The organism is Tardiphaga sp. GW821-FHT12E02 (assembly GCF_058807155.1).
Genome location: NZ_JBXAQK010000001.1, coordinates 1,939,647 through 1,960,587, shown reverse-complemented (window position 1 = coordinate 1,960,587; position 20,941 = coordinate 1,939,647). Strand labels below are relative to the sequence as shown.

Annotated in this window: 14 protein-coding genes and 1 pseudogene; 11 read left to right on the top strand and 4 right to left on the bottom strand. The window is 64.4% G+C overall.

Annotated elements, in window-relative coordinates; all coding sequences use genetic code 11:
* The first annotated feature begins 1 nt into the window (after position 1).
* The 4 genes from AC1RQ5_RS09250 (at position 2) to AC1RQ5_RS09235 (ending at position 5,675) form a co-directional block, all read left to right on the top strand.
* Positions 2–853: an HTD2 family dehydratase gene (locus tag AC1RQ5_RS09250; protein ID WP_493198416.1), complete on the top strand. Its 852-nt coding sequence runs from the start codon at positions 2–4 to the stop codon at positions 851–853.
* A 149-nt stretch (positions 854–1,002) separates the two neighbouring features.
* Complete coding sequence (locus AC1RQ5_RS09245; protein WP_493198414.1) at positions 1,003–1,401, top strand: hypothetical protein; 399 nt, start codon at positions 1,003–1,005, stop codon at positions 1,399–1,401.
* A gap of 269 nt (positions 1,402–1,670) precedes the next feature.
* Positions 1,671–3,281, top strand: coding sequence for a benzoylformate decarboxylase (gene mdlC, locus AC1RQ5_RS09240; RefSeq protein WP_493198412.1), 1,611 nt, complete (start codon positions 1,671–1,673; stop codon positions 3,279–3,281).
* 27 nt (positions 3,282–3,308) lie between these two features.
* A complete protein-coding gene (locus tag AC1RQ5_RS09235) occupies positions 3,309–5,675 on the top strand; it encodes a molybdopterin guanine dinucleotide-containing S/N-oxide reductase (RefSeq protein ID WP_493198410.1) in 2,367 nt (788 codons plus the stop codon).
* Positions 5,676–5,912: 237 nt separating this feature from the next.
* Here AC1RQ5_RS09235 and AC1RQ5_RS09230 read toward each other — a convergent pair whose 3' ends face one another.
* Complete coding sequence (locus AC1RQ5_RS09230) at positions 5,913–6,707, bottom strand: SDR family oxidoreductase (protein ID WP_493198409.1); 795 nt, start codon at positions 6,705–6,707, stop codon at positions 5,913–5,915.
* 31 nt (positions 6,708–6,738) lie between these two features.
* On the bottom strand, positions 6,739–7,443 hold the full coding sequence (trhA, locus tag AC1RQ5_RS09225; protein ID WP_493198408.1) for a PAQR family membrane homeostasis protein TrhA: 705 nt from the start codon (positions 7,441–7,443) through the stop codon (positions 6,739–6,741).
* 240 nt (positions 7,444–7,683) lie between these two features.
* Between trhA and AC1RQ5_RS09220 the strand changes: the two genes are divergently transcribed.
* Both AC1RQ5_RS09220 and AC1RQ5_RS09215 read left to right on the top strand, forming a co-directional pair.
* Positions 7,684–9,147, top strand: a complete 1,464-nt coding sequence (locus AC1RQ5_RS09220) for a YcjX family GTP-binding protein (RefSeq protein ID WP_493198407.1) — start codon at positions 7,684–7,686, stop codon at positions 9,145–9,147.
* A complete protein-coding gene (locus AC1RQ5_RS09215; protein ID WP_493198405.1) occupies positions 9,144–10,172 on the top strand; it encodes a YcjF family protein in 1,029 nt (342 codons plus the stop codon). Before AC1RQ5_RS09220 ends, AC1RQ5_RS09215 begins: the two co-directional genes overlap by 4 nt.
* Positions 10,173–10,230: 58 nt before the next feature.
* Here the strand turns inward: AC1RQ5_RS09215 and AC1RQ5_RS09210 are convergent, their stop codons facing one another.
* Positions 10,231–11,826, bottom strand: coding sequence for a glycosyltransferase family 39 protein (locus tag AC1RQ5_RS09210; RefSeq protein ID WP_493198403.1), 1,596 nt, complete (start codon positions 11,824–11,826; stop codon positions 10,231–10,233).
* Between the two features lie 314 nt (positions 11,827–12,140).
* On the opposite strand from AC1RQ5_RS09210, the gene AC1RQ5_RS09205 reads away from it, so the two are divergent.
* From AC1RQ5_RS09205 to AC1RQ5_RS09190, 4 genes and pseudogenes are all read left to right on the top strand, one after another.
* Positions 12,141–14,225: a methyl-accepting chemotaxis protein gene (locus AC1RQ5_RS09205; RefSeq protein WP_493198402.1), complete on the top strand. Its 2,085-nt coding sequence runs from the start codon at positions 12,141–12,143 to the stop codon at positions 14,223–14,225.
* Positions 14,226–14,351: 126 nt separating this feature from the next.
* Positions 14,352–16,084, top strand: a pseudogene (locus AC1RQ5_RS09200) (adenylate/guanylate cyclase domain-containing protein).
* A gap of 127 nt (positions 16,085–16,211) precedes the next feature.
* Positions 16,212–16,451, top strand: a complete 240-nt coding sequence (locus AC1RQ5_RS09195; protein ID WP_493198400.1) for a hypothetical protein — start codon at positions 16,212–16,214, stop codon at positions 16,449–16,451.
* A 287-nt stretch (positions 16,452–16,738) separates the two neighbouring features.
* On the top strand, positions 16,739–16,939 hold the full coding sequence (locus AC1RQ5_RS09190; RefSeq protein ID WP_398481417.1) for a cold-shock protein: 201 nt from the start codon (positions 16,739–16,741) through the stop codon (positions 16,937–16,939).
* A 176-nt stretch (positions 16,940–17,115) separates the two neighbouring features.
* On the opposite strand, the gene AC1RQ5_RS09185 is transcribed toward AC1RQ5_RS09190, so the two are convergent.
* Positions 17,116–17,748 carry a hypothetical protein gene (locus AC1RQ5_RS09185; RefSeq protein WP_493198398.1) on the bottom strand — a complete coding sequence of 211 codons (633 nt, stop codon included), beginning with the start codon at positions 17,746–17,748 and terminating at the stop codon, positions 17,116–17,118.
* 99 nt (positions 17,749–17,847) lie between these two features.
* On the opposite strand from AC1RQ5_RS09185, the gene putA reads away from it, so the two are divergent.
* On the top strand, positions 17,848–20,835 hold the full coding sequence (gene putA, locus AC1RQ5_RS09180; protein ID WP_493198397.1) for a bifunctional proline dehydrogenase/L-glutamate gamma-semialdehyde dehydrogenase PutA: 2,988 nt from the start codon (positions 17,848–17,850) through the stop codon (positions 20,833–20,835).
* Positions 20,836–20,941 lie beyond the last annotated feature (106 nt).

Here is a 20,941-nt window from a genome sequence, read left to right as displayed (position 1 = left end):
CATGACCGAACAGCTCGACATCGATCATCTCAAGCAGTGGATCGGCCGCACCGACGCGCAATCCGACGTGATCACCGCGCAGCTCGTGAAGGGCCTTCGCGCCACGCTGTTTCTCGATATCGGCACGCCGAAGCAAGGCGATGCCGCGCCCTTCACCACCCATTGGTGCCTGGCGCAGCCGGTGGCGGCCATGGACAAGCTGGGCAGCGACGGCCATCCCGCACGTGGCGGGTTTCTGCCGCCGGTGCCGCTGCCGCGCCGCATGTGGGCTGGTGGCGAAGTGCAGTTCATCGAACCGCTGCGTGTCGGCGATGAGGTGACGCGGTCGTCCAAAATCCTCGACGTCAATGTGAAGACCGGCTCTACTGGCACGCTGTGCTTCGTGAATGTGGAGCATGTGATCACCACGCCGCGCGGCGTCGCCATCCGCGAGCGCCAGGACATCGTCTATCGCGACATGCCGACCGGCATGGCGCCGCCGGCACCGGCCCCGAAGGACGTGCCAACAGGAAAACATCAGGAAACGCATTATGCCGATCCGGTGCTGCTGTTCCGTTACTCCGCGCTGACCTTCAACGGCCACCGCATCCATTACGACCGCGACTATGTCACCAAGGTCGAGTTCTATCCCGGCCTGGTCTTCCACGGCCCGCTGCAGGCATCGCTGCTGGTGGAATTTGCGGCAAGGCTGAAGGGCGGCAAGGCGCCGGCGACATTCGCCTATCGCGGCGTGTCGCCGCTGTTCGATGGCGCCGACTTCACGGTCAATGCGAACGAGACCGCCGATGGCTATGACGTCTGGACCGCCAATGACAAGGGCGCGCCGACCATGAAGGCGACGGCGAGCTGGTAAGTCGAAAACACCGTCCCTCATGGTGAGGAGGCGCGAAGCGCCGTCTCGAACCATGAGCTGGCCAGGCGCTGCGTTTGCGGCCATCCTTCGAGACGCGCGCAAGCGCGCTCCTCAGGATGAGGGGTGGAGTGATGGCGCAAGGGACCGACATGCAAGACCAGGCTGACATCGACGACACGCGACTGAAGGACTTTCTGTCCTTTTTCGCAGCGAAATATCGCCCTGCCGAAAAGCTGTTGTCCGACAGGCAGGCATCAACCCGCGATGGATTGCGCGAGGCCGTGAGCGACTGCATGGACATGTCGCTGCAATTCACGCCGATGGAAGTCGCCAAATTCGACAGCGAGCTGCGGCTCCATGACATTCCGTCGCTCTCCGAACTGCGCAGGCACTATTCGCGAGCCTATGCGCGCGTGATCAAGCGCGGGCGGATCGAGGACGAGACGGAATATTATCTGCTGCGCAATGTGCTGTTTGATCCCGGCGAGAAGGCGGACGGAGAGCGCGAGCAGCTGGAGAAGCTGATCGCAGACTACCAAAGAAAGTAAGCGATAGAGCTCGGATATCCCTCCCCCTTGCGGGGAGGGTGGCCGGCCCTCTTGGGCCGGTCGGGTGGGGGTCCCCACGTGACGTCGTGGATGTGGAAGCACCCCACCCGTCACTCGCTTCGCTCGTGCCACCCTCCCCGCTGCGCGGCTGCGCCGCTTGGGGGAGGGAGAAGCGGAGCGCCTTCTCACGGTTGACACACCGCAGTTTTCCGCCGTTGATGAGTCAACAAGACACGGCAGACAACTGCCCGCATCGTGAGGAAACCGCCTTGGCCAGCGCCCCCAAAACCACCACCGTCAAAGACGCCACGCTGCATCTGATCCGCAGCTTCGGCATCACAAAGGTGTTCGGCAATCCCGGCTCCACTGAACTGCCCTTCCTGTCCGACTGGCCCGACGATATCGACTATGTGCTCGGCCTGCAGGAAGCTTCTGTGATCGGCATGGCCGATGGCTATGCACAGGCGACGCGCAATGCGAGCTTCGTCAATCTGCATTCCGCCGCCGGCGTCGGTCATGCGCTCGGCAATATCTACACCGCGCATCGCAACCAGACGCCGATGGTGATCACCGCCGGCCAGCAGGCACGCAGCATCCTGCCGCTGCAGGCGTTCCTCTATGCCGATCGTGCATCGGAGTTTCCGCGGCCCTACGTCAAATACAGCGTCGAGCCGGCACGTGCCGAGGACGTGCCCGCTGCCATCGCGCGCGCCTACTATGTGGCGATGCAGCCGCCCTGCGGGCCGACATTCGTGTCGGTGCCGATCGATGACTGGGCGCATCCTGCGCAGCTCGTCGAAGCGCGCCATGTCAGCCGCGAGCTTGGGCCCGAGCCTGCGGCGATGCACCAGCTCGTTGAGGCGCTCGGCCGGAGCAGGAACCCTGCCCTCATTGTCGGCCCCGGCGTGGATCGCGCCGGTTGCGTCGATGAGATGGTCGCCGTCGCAGAGCAGACGAAAGCTGCAGTGTGGGTTGCGCCGTTCTCCGCACGCTGCAGCTTTCCGGAACGGCATCCGCAATTCCACGGATTCCTGCATGCGTCGCCGGCGCAGCTCTCGGATGCGCTGAAGGATTACGACCTCGTGGTGGTGATCGGTGCGCCGGCCTTCACCTTCCATGTGGAAGGCCATGCGGCGATCTTCGATGGCGGCGCGACGATCTTCCAGATTACCGACGACATCGATGCCGCCGCCGTCGTCCCGATCGGCACCAGCATCATCGCGACCATGAAGCCCGCGCTGACCATGCTGCGCGATCTGCTGCCGGACACACAGCGACACGTCGCCAGGGGCCGCGTGCTGCCGCCAGCGCCAGTGCCCGCCGATCCGATCCCGATCGACTATCTACTGCACACACTGTCGCAGACGATGCCGGCGGACGCGATGCTGGTGGAAGAGGCGCCCTCGCACCGGCCGGCGATGCATAAATATCTGCCGATGCGCGGTGCCAATTCGTTCTACACGATGTCCTCCGGCGGCCTTGGCTGGTCGCTGCCCGCCTCTGTCGGCATCGCGCTGGCGCATCCCGGTCGCCGCACGGTGTGCCTGATCGGGGACGGCTCGGCGATGTATTCGATCCAGGCGCTATGGACGGCCGCCCAGCGCAAGCTGCCCATCACCGTGGTCGTCATCAACAATTCCGGCTACGGCGCGATGCGCTCGTTCAGCCAGGTAATGCAGGTCAGAAATGTTCCGGGGCTCGATCTGCCTGGATTGGATTTCGTCAAAATTGCCGAAGGAATGGGCGCGCATGCCACCCGTGTCAGCACATGTTCGGAACTTGAAAAGGCTTTCAAGCATAGCTTGCACCATGCGGGCGTCAGCCTTGTCGAGGTGGTCGTCGACTCGGCTGTTCCCGTGCTTTATGGACAAAAGCATTGATGACGGTGGAATGACGGAACGGAACGCATGACGCAGGCGAAGGACGGCAAGCCCAACGAACTCCGCCCCTCGGGCAAGATGTCCCACTCCTCGCATTGGGGCGCCTTTTCGGGCGAGTGGGTGGACGACAAGCTCGTTATCTCGCCGCATCCAATCGATCCCGATCCGAATCCGATCATCCAGAATTTCCCCGAGGCGCTCCGCCACAAGGCGCGCATTGCCAAGCCGATGGTGCGCCGCGGCTGGCTCGAACACGGACCCGGCCCGAGCGACCGCCGCGGCCGCGACGGCTTTGTCGAGATGGAATGGGACGAAGTGCTCGACCTGCTCGCCGGCGAGCTGAAGCGCGTCAAGGACAAGCACGGCGCGAAGGGCATTTATGGCGGTTCCTATGGCTGGTCGAGCGCCGGGCGCTTCCACCACGCGCAGAGCCAGATCCATCGCTTCCTGAATGTGGCACTCGGCGGCTATGTGCGCTCGGTCAATTCCTATTCCGCCGGCGCATCCACAGTGATCATCCCGCATATCCTCGGCAATTACGAAGACGTCACCCGCCGCAATGTCGGCTGGGACGAGATCGTCGAACATACCGATCTGGTGGTCGCCTTCGGCGGCATGAATACCAAGAATTCCCGCGTGGCCGGCGGCGGCATCAGCAAGCACACCGAACATGGCGACATGGTCGCCGTCGGCAAGCGCGGCGGCGCATTCGTGCTGATTTCGCCGCTGAAGACCGACCTGCCCGAGGAAGTCGAGAACCAGGAATGGCTGAAGCCGATTCCCGGCACCGATGTTGCCCTGATGCTGGCGCTGGCACATACGCTGGTGATCGACGGCAGCCACGACACCGCATTCCTCGACACATATGCGACCGGCTTCGCCGAGTTCGAGGCCTATCTGCTGGGCAAGACCGACGGCCAGCCGAAGGATGCCGCATGGGCTGCTGATATTACGAAGCTGCCCGCCGACACGATCCTGAAGCTGGCGCGGCGCATGCCGGGCAAGCGCGTGCTGTTCACTGTCGCGCATTCGCTGCAGCGGGCGCGGCATGGCGAGCAGCCGGTATGGATGGCCGCGGTGCTCTCCGCGATGCTCGGCCAGATCGGCCTGCCCGGTGGCGGCTTCGGCTACGCGCTCGGCGCCATCGCCAATTACGGCCGCCGCTACAATGACGCGCCGATCGCGGGCCTGCCGCAGGGCAAAAACGGCGTCAGCGAGTTCATCCCGGTGGCGCGCGTCGCCGACATGCTGCTCAATCCGAACGGACCGTTCGACTACAACGGCAGCAAGATGACCTATCCGGACATCAAGCTGGTCTATTGGGCCGGCGGCAATCCGTTCCACCATCATCAGGACATCAACCGGCTGCGCCAGGCCTTTGGCCAGATCGACACGCTGGTGGTGCACGACCTTGCCTGGACCGCGACCGCGCGCCATGCGGATATCGTGCTGCCGGTCACCATGTCGCTGGAGCGCGAGGACATCGGCTCCTCGCAGACCGATCCCTTGGTGACGGCCATGCACCAGATGGCCGAGCCGTTTGGCGAAGCCCGCAACGACTTCGATATTTTCTCGGGGCTTGCCGAACGGCTCGGCCGCGGCGCCGAATTCACCGAGGGCCGCAGCATCCGCGAATGGCTGCAGCATCTCTACAAGACCACCGAAGACGGGCTGAGGGCCAAGGGCTACGACGCCGTGGACTTCGATACGTTCTGGCAGAACGGCGAGATCACGCTGCCGCAGCAACCGCTGGATGGCGGTACGCTGCGCGCTTTTCTGGACGACCCCGTTGGCAAGGCACTGCCGACGCCGAGCGGCAAGATCGAGATCTATTCCAAGACCATCGCCGGCTTCGGCTATGACGACTGCCCCGGCCATCCCGCCTGGCTGCCGCCGGTGGACGTGCCGAGCGCCGAGGCGCCGCTGCATCTGGTCGCCAACCAGCCGGCGTCGCGGCTGCACAGCCAGCTCGATTTCGGCGGCCATAGTGCGGCCGAGAAACGCCGCGGCCGCGAAGTGGCGCGAATGAATCCGGTGGATGCGGACGCACGCGGAATCAAGGACGGCGACATCATCAAGCTGTTCAACGAGCGCGGCGCGTGCCTCGCTTCGGTGGTGGTCACCGAGGATGTGATGGCCGGCGTGATCCAGTTGCCGACCGGTGCCTATTACGATCCGGAAGACATCAATGAGGACAAGCCGCTCTGTGTCCACGGCAACCCGAACGTGCTGACGCGCGACGTCGGCACCTCGCGGCTGGCGCAGGGCTGCACGGGGCAGTTGACGGTGGTGCAGGTGGAGAAATTCACCGGCAACCTGCCGCCGATCCAGGCCTTTGACCCGCCGGTGCCGGTGGAGCGGCCGCAGCCGCCGCGGATGGAAGCGGCGGAGTAGCTCTTAACCTCTCCCCGCTCTTTGCGGGGAGAGGTCGCCGCGTCTTCGCGGCGGGTGAGGGGCATGGCACGCGATCAAAGACAGACGCGCACTCTCGAATCTCTCGAACGCATTTGAACTCTAAAAGAGGCGCGATCCGATGGCGCGCGATTGGGGCACGGCCGTGCCATGCCCCTCACCCGCCCCGGCTACGCCGGGTCGACCTCTCCCCGTAAAGAACGGGGAGAGGTTAAGACACTACTTCCCGAATTCGTCCCGCATCTTCGCCTGGATCTTGGCCATGCCACCGATCCAGCGGTCGTAGTTCTCGGTCTTCTTGCGCATGTAGTCGATCACCTGCGCATGCGGCAGGATCAGGAAGCTTTCGGCCGCGATCCCCGCCAGCGCATCCGCCGCGACCTGCTCGGGCGACAGATTGCCATCATTCGACTGCGGGCCCTTCGGGATATTCTTCAGCATATTGGTGTCGACGCCCTGCGGGCACAGGATCGAGACCTTGATGCCATGCGCGCGATGCGCGATCGCGAGGCTCTCCGCAAAACCGACGGCCGCATGTTTGGTCGTCGAATAAGCGGGACTGCCGACCTGCGACAGCAGGCCCGCCGCGGAAATCGTGTTGAGGAAATAGCCGCCGCCGCGTTCTTTCATCAACGGCACCAGATGGCGCGCGGCATAGACATGGGCCATCACATGGATCGCCCAGCTCTTCATCCACGGCTCGTCCGAATTGCCGCCCGCATTCGGGCTCAGCGGATCGAAACCGCCGCCGACGCCGGCATTGGAGCAGAACAGCGCGATGGGTCCGAACTGCCGCTCGGTCTCGTCGATCACATGCCTGATATCGTCCTCGCGACCGACATCGCATCTGAACGACGCACCGCCGATGCCATCGGCCACGGCCCTGGCGCGCTCGCCATCGAGATCGACGACGACAACCTTCTTCGCGCCTGCCTTGTGAAATGTTTCGCACAGCGCCTGGCCGATGCCGTTGGCGCCGCCGGTCACGACGACGATCTTGCCGTCCACCTGCATGCTTCACTCCCGGTTATTTTCTTATGCCGGCTTACGCCGCCGTGCTCAGCACCATGTCGAGCACGGCCGTATAGTGGCACGCAGCTCCGAGCAGGACAAATGCGTGCCAGATCGCGTTCTGGAAGCGCAGGCTGCGCCAGGCGTGGAAGATCACGCCGGCTGTGTAAAGCGTGCCACCAGCGGCGACGAACCACATGGTGAGCGGCGGCAGCGGCGTGAACACGGAGTCGTAAGCCATCATGCCGCTCCAGCCCAGAGCGAGATAGAGCAGCACGGCCAGACGATCGAAGCGGCCGGGATAGCGCAGCTTGATGACGATACCCGCAATGGCGACGCTCCACACGAATGCGAGCAATCCTGCGGCCATCCAGCCATTCTGCATTTGCGCCAGGAATGGCGTGTAGGTGGCGGCGATCAGCAGATAGATGGCGGAGTGATCGAAGCGGCGCAGAAACCACTTTCGCGGCGACACCGGCCACATATTGTAGGCGGCGGAGAAGCCGAGCATGGCCAAAAGGCCGGCGGCATAGATCGACACGGTGACGATCTCGGTGGCGGTCGCAAATACCGCGGTGAGCACGATGAGCACCGTCAGCGCGACTAGGCCTGCGGTGACGCCGAGGCCGTGAACAATGCCATCGGCGATCAGCTCGGCGCGGTCATAGTTCCAACGGATGGCGCCGGCGACCATATGAGCGGAATTGGCGGTGAGCTGCTTGAGGCGGAATACGGTCATGACGAAAGCTGGCCGGTCGACTGGTGATGCAGATGACGCGCTCGCCCCAAGCACGCCGATGAACTCTCTTTGGAATTCCCCGTTAATTCCGCGATAGATGATGCAGTGCGGAAGGTCAATGAAAGCTGAATGACGAAGCTGTAACACGCCGTGAGCCAACTTGATTTCAGCCTGATAATCGCCACCTTGTGATCGCGTTCCATCATGTCCGCGAACGCATCGGGAGTACCAACGCGCATTATGGCCAGCCTGTCCGAACTCGTCGAAGAAGCCCGGCTGTCCGCGCGCGCATTGCTCGATTATGGCGACGGTCTGTTCAATCCCACCGTGCGGCTTGGCGTCACAGGCCTGTCACGCGCCGGCAAGACGGTGTTCATCACGGCATTGGTGCATGGACTGACGCGCGGCGGCAAATTCCCGGTGTTTGAATCGCTGGCGACGGGCCGCATCGCCAAGGCGCGCCTCGCACCGCAGCCCGACGACGCCGTGCCGCGTTTCGCCTATGAGCAGCATCTCGCCACGCTGATCGATGAGCGGCGCTGGCCGAGCTCGACGACGGACATCAGCGAGCTGCGCCTGGTCATCGACTATCAGCGCAAGAGCGGCGCCGAGCGGACACTGACGCTGGACATCGTCGACTATCCCGGCGAGTGGCTGCTGGACCTGCCGCTGCTCAACAAGAGCTATGAGGAATGGTCGGCGGAGAGCCTCGCATTGTCGCGGCAGGGGCCGCGGGCGGCGATCGCGGCCGGCTTTCTCGCGCATCTGGCGACGCTGGCGCCGACCGCGCCGGAGAACGAGCTGTTCACGCTCACCGCGGCAAAACTGTTCACAGACTATCTGCGCGCCTGCCGCGACGAACGTTTCGCCATGAGCCTGCTGCCGCCGGGCCGCTTCCTGATGCCGGGCAATCTCGCGGACTCGCCCGCACTCACCTTTGCGCCGCTCGATGTCGCCGCCGATGGCAGCGCGCCGGATGGCTCGCTGTGGGCGATGATGAAGCGGCGCTACGAGGCCTATAAGGACGTCGTCGTCCGCCCGTTCTATCGCGATCACTTTGCGCGGCTGGATCGGCAGATCGTGCTGGTCGATGCACTCTCCGCCTTCAATGCCGGGCCGGAGGCGCTGCGCGATCTGGAAGCGGCACTCGCCGGCATCCTCGACAGTTTTCGCATCGGCCGCAGCTCGATCCTGAGCACGCTGTTCCGCCCGCGCGTCGATCGCATCCTGTTCGCGGCGACCAAGGCCGATCATCTGCATCATCTCAGCCATGACAGGCTCGAGGACGTGCTGCGGCAGATCACACGGAAGGCGCTGGCGCGCTCGGAACTGTCGGGCGCCGCCGTCGATGTCGTCGCCATCGCCGCCGTGCGCGCGACCAAGGAAGCACTGGTGCAGCGCGGCCGCGACAAGCTTCCCTCGATCCTCGGCACGCCGGTCGCCGGCGAATCCGCCAATGGCGAGATCTTCGACGGCGAAACCGAAGTCGCGACCTTTCCCGGCGATCTGCCGACCGATCTCGATGGCCTGTTCGCCGGCGGTGCCTTCACGGGCCTGTCCAGCGCCAGCGCCGACAAGGCGGACTATCGCTTCCTCAAATTCCGTCCGCCATTGCTGCCGCGTATCGGCGACGAGGAGCCGGCGCTGCCTCATATCCGCCTCGACCGCGCGCTCCAGTTCCTGATCGGAGACCGCCTGCAATGACCGACCGTACGCGCCGCCCGGCCACGTTCCGGCTCGACGATCCCCACGTCACCGTGATGGATGGCGACGACGATATCGGCCGCCTCGCCCGCGGCGCCATCCGCATCACGCCGGAGCCCGAGCCGCAACTGCCTGTAACCATCGACGAACCGCTGCGCCCCGCGCGAAACGGTTTTGGCTGGGGCACGCTATTCTGGACGACACTCAGCGGCCTGGTGCTGCTCGGCCTCGGGCTCGGTGCCAAACACCTGATCGACGACCTGTTCGCCATCAATGATGCGCTCGGCTATCTCGGCCTCGGCCTCGCTGCGCTGATGTCGCTGGCGCTCGTCGTGATCATCGCCCGCGAGGCGCTCGGCCTGATCCGGCTGGCCACCATCGAGAAGCTGCATATCCGTGCGCTCGCGGTGATCGCCAGCGACGATCGCGCCGAGAGCCGCGCCGTGCTGGCCGATCTGCTCAGGCTCGCGCACAGCAATCCCCGCTTGGCCCGCGCGCGCACGGCACTGCAGGCGCATGCCGGCGAGATTATCGACGGCGCCGATCTGATCCGCCTCGCCGAACGCGAATTGATGTCGCCGCTGGATATCGAGGCGCGAAGGCTCGTCTCGGTCGCGGCCCAACGGGTATCCGTGGTGACAGCGATCTCGCCACGCGCGCTGGTGGACATGCTGTTCGTCTTCGCCGCCGCGATCCGTCTGGTGCGGCAACTGGCAAAGCTCTATGGCGGCCGCCCCGGCGCGCTCGGCATGATCACCCTGCTGCGCCATGTGGTCAGCCACCTCGCCATCACCGGCGGCATGGCGGCGAGCGACAGCATGATCCAGCAGGTGCTCGGCCACGGCATCGCAGCCAAGCTGTCGCAGCGGCTGGGGGAAGGCATTCTGAACGGATTGCTGACGGCGAGGCTCGGGCTTGCGGCGATCGACGTCACAAGGCCGCTGCCCTTCACGGCCCTGCCGCGCCCGCAACTGGCGGATCTCGCGAAGGATCTGGTGCGGAAGAAAGACGCTGAAGAGCCGTAGGGCGGATCAGGCGAAGCCGTCATCCGCCGTTCTTCGCCACATAACCTCGGCCGGCGGATTACGCTGCGCTCATCCACCCTACGAGAAGGGCCAGCGACGGCGGCCGATAGAAGGGCGTATCCGGCGGCGGATTGAGGTCCGGCGTCCAGTCGGTGAGTTTGTCGATTTGAAACGCGCGCATCGGGGTGCCGCGCCAGAGCGTGTTGAGTTGGGCCAGCGGCTGCAGCTTTGCACCCGCGCTCAACAACAGCGCACGATATTCCTCGTCAGGCTGCGCGATGTAGAGGCCCGTGTGGTCCTTGATGCCATTCATGCCGGGATCGCGGAAGCCGAGGAAGCGCGAGCGTTCGTTGACCTGGATCACCGGGACGCTGTCCTTCAGGTGCCAGCGCAGCATCGCATAGACGCGGTAGTTGGTGGTCGCGATCCAGGTGGCGCCGGTGGCGCGCAGTTCCTGCTCCGCGCGCGCGGCCAGGCCGTCATAGCCAGCCTCGGTGCCGATCGGGTCGTTGCGGCCGAGCAGATTCCATGGCGCCGCCACGGAATAAAGGAATGCGAGTAGGACGAAGGGAATGCCGACGGCGATCGAAATCGTGATCCAGCGCCAGGAGTCGCGCACTGTCCTCGCCGACCAGCCGTCTTGCGCAAGGCGCGTGACATTGATCGCCGCCACGGCCATGGCCGGTGGCCACATGAACATCGGCCAGGTATCGCCGACGCGCAACGTCAGCGACCGCCACAGGAAATAGGCAAACGGCAGCAGCACGGCGAGCGACAGCAGCAGCGACACCGGATCGCGGTGCCGCGCACCGCGCCACAGCGTCAGCACGCAGGCCGACACCAGCACCGGGAACAGGACAAAACCGACCTGCGCGAATTGCAGGCCGATGAACTCGCCAAGCGTGCTCAGCGAGACATCATGCGGCGCTGTCACGCGGACGAACTGGAATTTGAACGACGCCCAGTCATGCCCGGCATTCCAGATTAACACCGGCGACGACACGGCCAGTGCGATCAGCACCGCGAGCCACGGATACGGGCTTGTCAGCCAGCGCATCCGCCAATCCGGCACCAGCATGAAGACGAGGATGGCCGGCACGGTGAGGACCACCGTGAGCTTCGACAGCAGCGCGAGCCCGCCGAACAGTCCGGCGGCCAGCCACCAGCGGCCGTCATCGCTGTCCGCCAGCCGCACCAGCGACCACAGCATGGCCGTGGCAAACGGGATCATCGCCACATCCGGCGCCACCTTGGCCATCAGCAGCCCGTAATACAAAGCCGCTTCCGTCATCAGCACGGTGACGATCACGGCGCGCCAGTCCCGCGTGACGCGGCGGACGATATCCGCTAGCAGCAATTGGGTGACCGCCATCGCGACAATGCCCGCGAAGCGAACGCCGAACGCGGTGTCGCCGAACAGCGCCGTGCCGCAACGGATGAACCAGGCGATCATCGGCGGATGATCGAGGAAGGACAGCACGCTCTCCTTCGACCAGGTCCAGTAATAGGCCTCGTCGGTGCGCAGCTCGAACACCCCGGCATAGACCAGCCGCATCGCGGTCATCGCAGCGACAAGTGCGAGCAAGGCCAAGAGCTGCCCGCGCCTGGCGGGATCGCGGGTCGAATCCAGGCGAAAGACGGTGTGGTCCGTCATGGCCGACCGATGTGGTGCAGGACGCAGCTTGTCACGGGCGGTGTTTCCCCGAGATCGATAGGCGCACGCAAGCCTGAATGGAACCCGCAAGACTTCGGGCGGAACAGTTGCTGCACCGCAACTTTGTTCGCCTGATGACTGTACCATGGTAAGGCATCGATAATTTTTCGCGTTTAATATCAGCACCTAACGAAATTTTGCGACGCAGCATGTCCGACCGGGCGTCGCCATGCCGCCCCTCTCTACTTGGAGATCGACCGATCCTCCAAGCTGTTTGAATCCGTGCGCCCGGTGCGCCATGAAGTGAGGCTTCGATGTTGAAACATCTGTCCGTAACGGCCCTGCTCACCTCGGTCGTTGCCATCATGGCGAGCTGTGTCGTGATTTTCCTCGGCATGAATGCCTGGGATTCCTTCACCAAGCAGCGGATTGCCAACCGGGTGGCGCTGGTCGCCACCGCATCCGGCCAGATGTTCACCGCCATGCATAATCTGCGCATCGACCGCACCAACACCACCCGCCGAATGAATGCCGACGTCATCATGGCCGCATCCGATGCCACCAACGTCAAGGGCTACCGCGACCGGGAGATGACGGCGCTGCGCGGCGCGCTCGCCACCCTGCGCGAGCTCGACCTCCCCGATCGCGACCGGATGCTGGCCGAGTTGACCCGCCTCACCGAGAAGCTGGACGCTTTGGAGAAAGACACCTGGGCGCAAATGGGGATGGCCAAATCCGCGCGGCGGCTCGCAACGCTGAAAGACTATATGGATGTCAGCGAGACCGTGCTCGCCACGCTCGACCAGGATTCCATCAAGCTGGCATCGAGCATCAAGCAAAATGACGCCGTGATCGATCAATTGCTGACCATCAAGCAGATGGCATGGCTGGTGCGACTTCAGGTCGGCGAGATCGGCCTGATCACGGCCAATGCGCTGAGCGGCCAGCCGCTGCCGCCAAATCCGCTCAAGGTCTATACCAAGCTGGTCGGCAGCATCGAGACCGCATGGCAGGCGCTGCAGGCCTCGCTGATGGGATTGCAGATGTCGCCCGAATTCACTGCGGCAATGAAGGCGGCCGATACGGGCCTGTTCGACAAGCAATTCACCGACCAGCGCGACCGCGTGACGGAAGCTGTGCTCACCAACGGCAAACCTGAAATCACCATCAGCCAGTGGGGACCGATGATTACCTCGCGCCAGTCCGCCGTGGTCGATGTCGCCGATCGCACCCTCGATATGGCGGTGAAGCACGCGACCGACCGGTCGGCCGCGGCACAGCGCACGTTGATCCTGCAAGTCGCACTGCTGATCGCCGCCATCGCGCTCGCCATCGGCAGCATGGTCGCGCTGCGCAGCCGGGTGATCCGGCCGCTCCGGCATATCCGCGACGCCATGCTGAAAGTCGCCGGCGGCGATCTCACCAGCGATCTCTCGCTGCCCCAGCGCAAGGACGAGATCGGCGCCCTCGCCGACGCACTCGGCACATTCCGCCAGAACGCCATCGACAAGGAGCGCATCGAGGCCGAGCAACGCTTGCAGGATTCCCGCGCAGCGCAGCGCCAGCAGGCGGTCGAGGCGCATATCAAGACCTTCGAGCAGCAGATGCATGAGCGGCTCGCCGCTTTGCGCGACGCCTCCGGCCAGATGCAAACGACGTCGGAAGGCATGTCCGACGTGTCGAGCCAGACCAACAGCCAGGCGCGCCTCGCCGCCCAGGCCTCGAGCACGGCCTCGACCAATGTCCAGAGCGTCGCGGCTGCTTCGGAAGAACTCAGCACCTCGATCAATGATATCAGCCGCCAGGTCGCCCATGCCGCGGCGATCGCTGGCCATGCGGTGGACCAGGCCAAGCAGACCGACAGCACCGTGCAGGGCCTCGCCGCATCCGCAAACCGGATCGGCGAAGTGATCGGGCTGATCGGCGATATCGCCAGCCAGACCAATTTGCTCGCGCTCAACGCCACCATCGAAGCCGCGCGCGCCGGCGAAGCCGGCAAGGGCTTTGCATCGGAGGTGAAGTCGCTGGCGACCCAGACCGCAAAAGCCACCGAAGAGATCACCCAGCAGATCGCTGCGGTCCAGAAGGTCGCCAATGAAGCCATCGAGGCCATCAAGGCGATCGGCGGCACCATCGGCGAGGTCAGCGAAGTGGCCACCGCCATCGCCGCCGCCGTCGAGGAACAGGGCGCTGCCACGTCGGAGATCAATCGCAGCACCCAGCAGGCAGCCCAAGGTACCAGGGATGCGTCCGACAATATCGTCAGCGTCACCGCCGGCGCGGATGCCACCGGCCATGCGGCGCGCGACGTGCGCACCGCCGCCGAAGCGCTTGGCATCCAGACCCGCGAGCTCGGCAATCAGGTGAACTCGTTCCTAGGCAATATCCGGGCCGCCTGAGCCCGGCACGACACCGATCATCCGGGGGCCATGCGTGACCGCAGGCCCCGGACATCACGGGACAGCCGGCTGCCTGGCCCTTCCCGAACGGCCGGGATCGCGATACAGCATGATCCGACCGATGACATGACAACGCTCCCGCACTCACGCGCCGCCATTTCGTTTCGCGGCATCGGCCTGCGCCAGATCCGGCTGGCCTGCGGCACGGTGCTGTTCACCTATCTGGTCAGCCATCTCACCAATCACGCGCTCGGCAATATCTCGATGGACGCGCTGCAGGCCGGCGTGGTCATCCATGCGGGCATCTGGCAGTTCTTTCCGGTCGCGGTGCTGTTCTATACATCCGCGCTGATCCACGCCTCGCTCGGCGTCTGGGCGCTGTATGAGCGGCGCCAGTTTCTGTGGCGGACCATCGAACCGCTGCAGCTGGTGCTCGGCCTCAGCATTCCCGCACTGATCGTCGCCCATGTGGTGGCGGTGCGCCTCGGCGAAAACATCTACGACATCGACCGCAGCTATCCGCAGGTGTTCTCGAGCTGGCTCGGATCATCGCTGCGGCTCTGGGCGATGTACACCGTGGTGCTGGTAGCGTGGACCCATGGCTGTATCGGCCTGTATTTCTGGCTGCGGCTGAAGACCTGGTTCAGGAGCATAGCGCCGTGGCTGCTCGCCGCGGCCGTGATGCTGCCGACACTGGCGCTGCTCGGCATCTTCCAGGGGCAACGCTTCGTCGCTGCGAACATCACCAGGCCGGAGTGGCAGGCCGCCAATCTCGGCCCCGGCCAGGTCGGCACACCGCAACAGCAGGACATGCTGGCGAGCATCACCGACGCCCTGCTCATCGGTTATGCCGTGCTGCTGATCGGCGTATTGGCGGCGCGCGGCATCCGCATCGTGGTCGAACGGCGCGTCGGCATGGCCTCGCTTACGAGGGGGGACGGACCGTGCGGGTGCCCGTTGGCCTCAGCGTGCTGGAGGCCAGCCTGCGCCACAAGGTGCCGCATGCCAGCGTCTGCGGCGGCCGTGCACGTTGCTCCACCTGCCGTATCCGCATTACGAGCGATCTCACGGTGCTGCCCGAACCATCGGCGCGCGAGAGCTTCGTGCTCAACCGGCTCGGAACCGATGGCGATCCGGCGATCCGCCTCGCCTGCCAGCTTCATCCGACAGCCGATCTCGCTTTCGTGCAATTGCTGGCCCCACATGGATCGAGCGCCAACGCACACGCGGCGCATCCGGCGCGGATTGGCCAGGAGCGCTATCTGGTCTGCATGTTCGTGGACATGCGCGGCTCCACCATGCTGGCGGAAAAGCGCCTGCCCTACGACACCGTGTTCATCGTCAATCGCTTTCTCGCCGCCGTCTCGCAGGCCGTCGTCGCCGCGGGCGGCAAGCCGAACCAGTTCATCGGCGACGGCGAACTGGCGCTGTTCGGGCTGAATTGCGATCCGCAGACCGCCTGCCGGCAGGCGCTCAAGGCCGCGGCGCAGATTGCCGAAAATATCGATGAATTGAATCAAGCTTTGCAGCACGACCTGCCGGAACCGTTGCGTTTCGGCATCGGCATCCATGGCGGCGAAGTCATCGTCGGCGATATCGGCTATCGCGACAATATGGTGTTCACCGCCCTCGGCGATCCCGTCAATGTCGCAGCACGCCTGCAGGACATGACCAAGAGCCTGTCCTGCGCCGCCATCGTGTCGGAGGATGTGTTCATCAGCGCCGGCGTCGATGCCGGGACACTGGCGCCGCACGATCTGCCGGTGCGCGGCCGCATGGCGCCGATCAAGGTGCGCGCCGTCGCTGATACCAGATTGCTACTCGCATTGCCCGCAGGCGAAACAACGCGCCCCGCCTGAACACGTGTTCAGAAAATTCCTGCAACTGCGCTTCGAACCCGCTCCGAAAGGGGTGCGACGAACTGGTGACGGATCACTTCACCGATCCCGCAACCAGCGCATCGCGCACCACTGAAGGAGTAAGACCATGTTTCGCAAACTCGCACTCGCATTCGTCGCAACCGCTTCTCTCGGCGCGGCAGCCCTGGCGCCATCCGCAGCATCCGCCCATGGCTGGGGCTGGCACGGCCATCACCACCACCATCACGGCTTCTATGGCCCCAGCTTCCGTGTCGGCTATGTCGGCGTCGGTCCGGGCTGCTACGTCACCCGCCGCGTGATGACCCCGTACGGCCTGCGCTGGCGCACGGTCAATGTCTGCTACTGATCATCTGTAGTCCCGACAGACAGGCCCCGGCTGCCCGCCGGGGCTTTGTCGTGCAGTGCAGTATGGCGCGACACTGCTACCAATGACGCCACTGGACTGCGTCAAACCGCCCCGTACGCGACCAAAGCACGCGACTGATTTCAAACTGCGCGCGAAATTCGCGATTGCCGCCTACCCTTTGTGCTGTCAAGCTGCGGTACCCGCGCGTAAGCTACGTGGGTCGGATCGACCTGTTGGCGGGGATTGGTCATTCGTTCTGGCATGAGATCCCGCGGAGACGACGTGTGATGGCTAAAGGTACTGTGAAGTGGTTCAACGCAACCAAGGGCTATGGCTTTATTCAGCCATCGGCCGGTGGCAAGGACGTGTTCGTGCATATCTCTGCGGTTCAGAAGGCTGGCCTGCAGTCGCTGAACGAAGGCCAGACGATCGAATTCGAGGAAGTCGCCAACCGCGGCAAGACCTCGGCCGAGAATCTGAAGGTCTGACCCGAGACGGCGTGATTTGGGGGACAGTGGTCAGCAGCGGCGAGATCGCAGTTTGGCCAATGGACGCGAAGTCGATACGCCTTTATCGTGAAATACATTCGGCAGGGCGGCTTGAGCGAGCCTCCCATGTGCAGGGCGTTTTGCGCATTGAGCGCATCACGCAATGACAACTGCCCTCAATCTTCCTTGACCCATTGCGCGACCGGCATCACCGCCGGGGGCTGCAGATAGGCCTGGGTCCACATATCAACCGCCCACTCGGTACCTGTCACCTTGTCGCGCAGCACCGCCGTGTTATGCGGCGTCTGCAGCGCCAGCGCATTGCCGCGATAATGCGGATTGCCGACCGTGTGGTGCTTCAGCATGCCCCAGTTCTGCATGATCCAGAGCAGGCTGGTGACGTTCCGCGTCGTGTCCCAGCAATCGTAGTTATGCGCGTCATCGCGGTGACGGATATCCGCCTTGGCGACGCGCTTGTCGGTGCCGAGCACAGGGCCCAGGCGACGATCGAACCAGACCACGGCCTTCTGCGCCGCCGCGCGCTCTGCTGCGGCCGATGCCTTACCGGACGCCATGATCTTGCCAAGCGCCGCGCGATCCGCCGTCGAGAGGTCAAAGATGTGGCGACGACGGCAGACAAAACCGTAGCAGACCGTCATGGAACTGGCCGAAGGCGGATAGATCGAGACCGATGAGTAGAGATCGGCAACCTCGCGCGACATCTCGACGGCATCGGCCGGCGCGGCGAGCATGCTGCCGACCAGAGCGGCAGCGACAAGCGCACTACGTTGCAAATTTCCGAACGACATCAATCCGTCACCACACGTTGGAAGCCTTTGCCGAAACTAGCCGAGGGCTCCTATGATGCCAAGCGCCGCCGAATCCCTGCCATCGCAAGGCTGTGCATGATGTCCGCTTTCTCCGCGCCTTATGCGCCCGACGATACCGCCATCGCCGCAAAGCTGCTGGCCACGGCGCGGCTGGCGCCGGAACAGGACGCCCGCATCGACGCGACCGCGACACGGCTGATCGCGGCGATCCGCGCCCGCGACGACAGCTTTGGCGGCGTCGAGGACATGCTGCGCGAATATGCGCTCTCCACCAAAGAGGGCCTGGCACTGATGGTGCTGGCCGAGGCGCTGTTGCGTGTGCCCGATGCGCGCACCGCCGACGCCTTCATCGAGGACAAGCTCGCCGACGGCGACTTCATCCATCACGAAACAAAATCGACCGCATTCCTCGTCAATGCCTCCGCCTGGGCACTTGGTCTTTCCGCTCGCGCGATCCAGCCCGGCGAGACACCGCAAGGCACGCTTGGCCGCCTCGCCAAGCGCATCGGCCTGCCCGCGGTGCGCACCGCGACACGCCAGGCCATGCGGCTGATGGGCAGCCATTTTGTGCTGGGCGAGACGATCGACGACGCCTTGAGGCGTGCCGGCAAAGCCAGCGAGCGCGCGCCGCGCTATTCCTATGACATGCTCGGCGAAGGCGCCCGCACGGCCGAGGATGCGCAGCGCTATTACGACTCCTATGCGGCGGCCATCGACGCCATCGGTCGTGCAGCGGGCTCCAAGTCCCTGCCCGACAGGCCGGGCATCTCGGTGAAACTTTCCGCCTTGCACCCGCGCTATGAAGCCGTAAGCCGCAGCCGCGTGATGACCGAACTGGTGCCGAAGCTGATCGCGCTGGCGCAGAAGGCGAAAGGTCACGATCTCAATTTTACGGTCGATGCCGAGGAAGCCGACCGGCTCGAACTGTCGCTCGATGTGATCGACGCGACCATCGCCGATGCCTCGCTCAAAGGCTGGGAGGGCTTTGGCCTCGCCATCCAAGCCTATCAGAAGCGTTGCATGGCCGTGATCGATCATATCGATGCACTGGCGCGACAACATGATCGCAGGCTGATGGTGCGCCTCGTGAAGGGGGCCTATTGGGACACCGAGATCAAGCGCGCGCAGGAGCGCGGGCTCGACGGCTATCCCGTCTTTACGCGCAAGGCGATGACGGACCTGAACTATGTCGCCTGCGCGCAAAAACTGCTGGCGCTGCGGCCGCGCATCTTCCCGCAATTCGCCACCCATAATGCGCTGACAGTGGCAACCATTCTCGAACTGGCCGAGCGCAGCGGCGGTTACGAATTCCAGCGCCTGCATGGCATGGGCGATGCGCTCTATGCCCAACTCGGCAAGGACCACCCGGATATTCGATGGCGGACCTATGCGCCGGTGGGCAGCCATCGCGACCTGCTCGCCTATCTCGTCCGGCGGCTGCTGGAGAATGGCGCCAACTCGTCCTTCGTTGCGGTTGCTGCTGATGAGACCGTGCCTGTGGCGACATTGCTGCGGCGGCCGGCAGATCTGATCGGCAGCGCCGATCATGCGAGCCACGCCAGAATTCCGCTGCCACGCGATCTCTACGGCAATGCGCGCATCAATTCGTCAGGGGTCGAGTTCGGTGAGCGCAAGGCGCTGGATCGGCTGCTGGCGGATGTTGCGGCAAGCAAGCCGGCGAGCAGCACCATCTCAGATGCATCACACGCTCAGGCGAACGAGGCCATCGCAAATGCGATGGCGGGCTGCCTGCCATGGCGCCAAGGACCTGCCGATGCGCGTGCCGCCTTGCTTGAGCGCGCCGCCGATCTGCTCGAAGGACGTCGCGCCGCGTTCATCGCGCTTCTGCAGAGCGAGGGCGGCAAAACGCTCGACGATGCCCTCGGCGAAGTCCGCGAGGCTGCCGACTTCTGCCGCTACTATGCCGCGCAAGGCCGAAACCTGTTCGGTAATGGCGAGGTGATGCCCGGCCCGACTGGCGAGAGCAATGTGCTGCAGCTTCGTGGTCGCGGCGTCTTCGTCGCCATCTCGCCGTGGAATTTTCCGCTCGCGATCTTTCTTGGCCAGATCGCCGCAGCACTGATGGCCGGCAATGCCGTGGTCGCCAAGCCGGCCGAGCAGACACCGACCATCGCGACGATGGCTATTGCATTGCTGCATGAAGCGGGCGTGCCAGCACACGCCCTGCATCTCGTGCAAGGTGACGGCCGCATCGGTGCTGCGCTGGTCGCACATCCTGCAATCGCCGGTGTCGTCTTCACCGGATCGACGGAAGTCGCACGCGCGATCAACCGCACGCTCGCCGCCAAGGACGGCCCGATCGTGCCCCTGATCGCGGAGACCGGCGGCATCAATGCGATGATCGTCGATGCCACGGCGCTGCCCGAACAGGTCGCCGACGATGTCGTGATGTCCGCATTCCGCTCCGCCGGCCAGCGCTGCTCGGCGCTGCGGCTGCTGTTCGTCCAGGACGATGTTGCGGACCGCATGATCGAGATGATCGTCGGCGCTGCGCGCGAGCTGAAGATCGGCGATCCCAGTGATCCCTCAGTGCATGTCGGACCCGTTATTGACGCCGAAGCCAAGGACAGGATCGATGCTCACATCGCGCTGATGAGGAACAATGCGCGGCTGCATCACGCCGGCAGCGCGCCGTCCGGCAATTTCGTCGCACCGCATGTCTTCGAACTCATTAGCGCGCGACAATTGACCGAAGAGGTGTTCGGCCCGGTGCTGCATGTGGTGCGCTATCGCGCGGCCGATTTCGACAAGGTGCTGAGCGACATCGCCGCCACCGGCTACGGCCTCACCCTTGGCATTCATTCGCGTATCGACGACATGATCGAGCGGACCATCGCGCGGCTGCCGATCGGGAATGTCTATGTAAACCGCAACATGATCGGCGCCGTGGTGGGCGTGCAGCCGTTCGGCGGCTTCGGCCTCTCCGGCACCGGACCGAAGGCCGGCGGCCCGCATTATCTCACGCGTTTCGCAACCGAGCAGACAGTCAGCATCAATACGGCTGCCGCCGGTGGCAATGCAGCATTGATGACAGCGAACGACTAAGCTCCCCCTCATCCTGAGGAGCCGCGTAGCAGCGTCTCGAAGGATGGCTGCAAAACACGCGCGCTTCCCATGTCATGGTTCGAGACGGCGCTTCGCGCCTCCTCAC